Below are 391 nucleotides of genomic sequence, written 5' to 3'. Positions count from 1 at the left end.
CATCAATTGATTTTTCTGGAATTGTGTATTGAATATCTTCTAACTTCATTGATATCTCCCACCTTGCAGTATAATTATCCATGGTACTATTTCTATGAATATAAGAATAATTCAAAATAACCAGCTATATAAATTATTCTTTTGTAACCACCATAAATTAAAATTTATCTTTGTGTATCAAATCCTTCATATATAGGTTCATATTTATAATGAAGAGCCGCCTCAATAAGTCCTAATGTAAATATTCCTAAATCCGAGTCTACAAGTATATCAATCCTACGACAGTTATTTTTTATCCAGTCGCCAACATTATATTCATTAATGTCCTCTCCTTGCATTCTGTTATCTGATAAAATTGATGCTGCTAAATTACTTTTGGCTGACCTTGGGT

General features: G+C 29.9%; 1 pseudogene. It reads right to left on the bottom strand.

Annotated elements, in window-relative coordinates:
• Window positions 1–164: 164 nt before the first annotated feature.
• Window positions 165–391, bottom strand: a pseudogene (locus RCF13_RS07235) (hypothetical protein); the annotation flags it as partial.

Source organism: Stenotrophomonas maltophilia group sp. RNC7 (assembly GCF_030910085.1).
Classification (GTDB): domain Bacteria; phylum Pseudomonadota; class Gammaproteobacteria; order Xanthomonadales; family Xanthomonadaceae; genus Stenotrophomonas; species Stenotrophomonas sepilia.
Note: the sequence above shows the minus strand (reverse complement) of the source record. Positions and strands in the feature narration are given on the sequence as shown.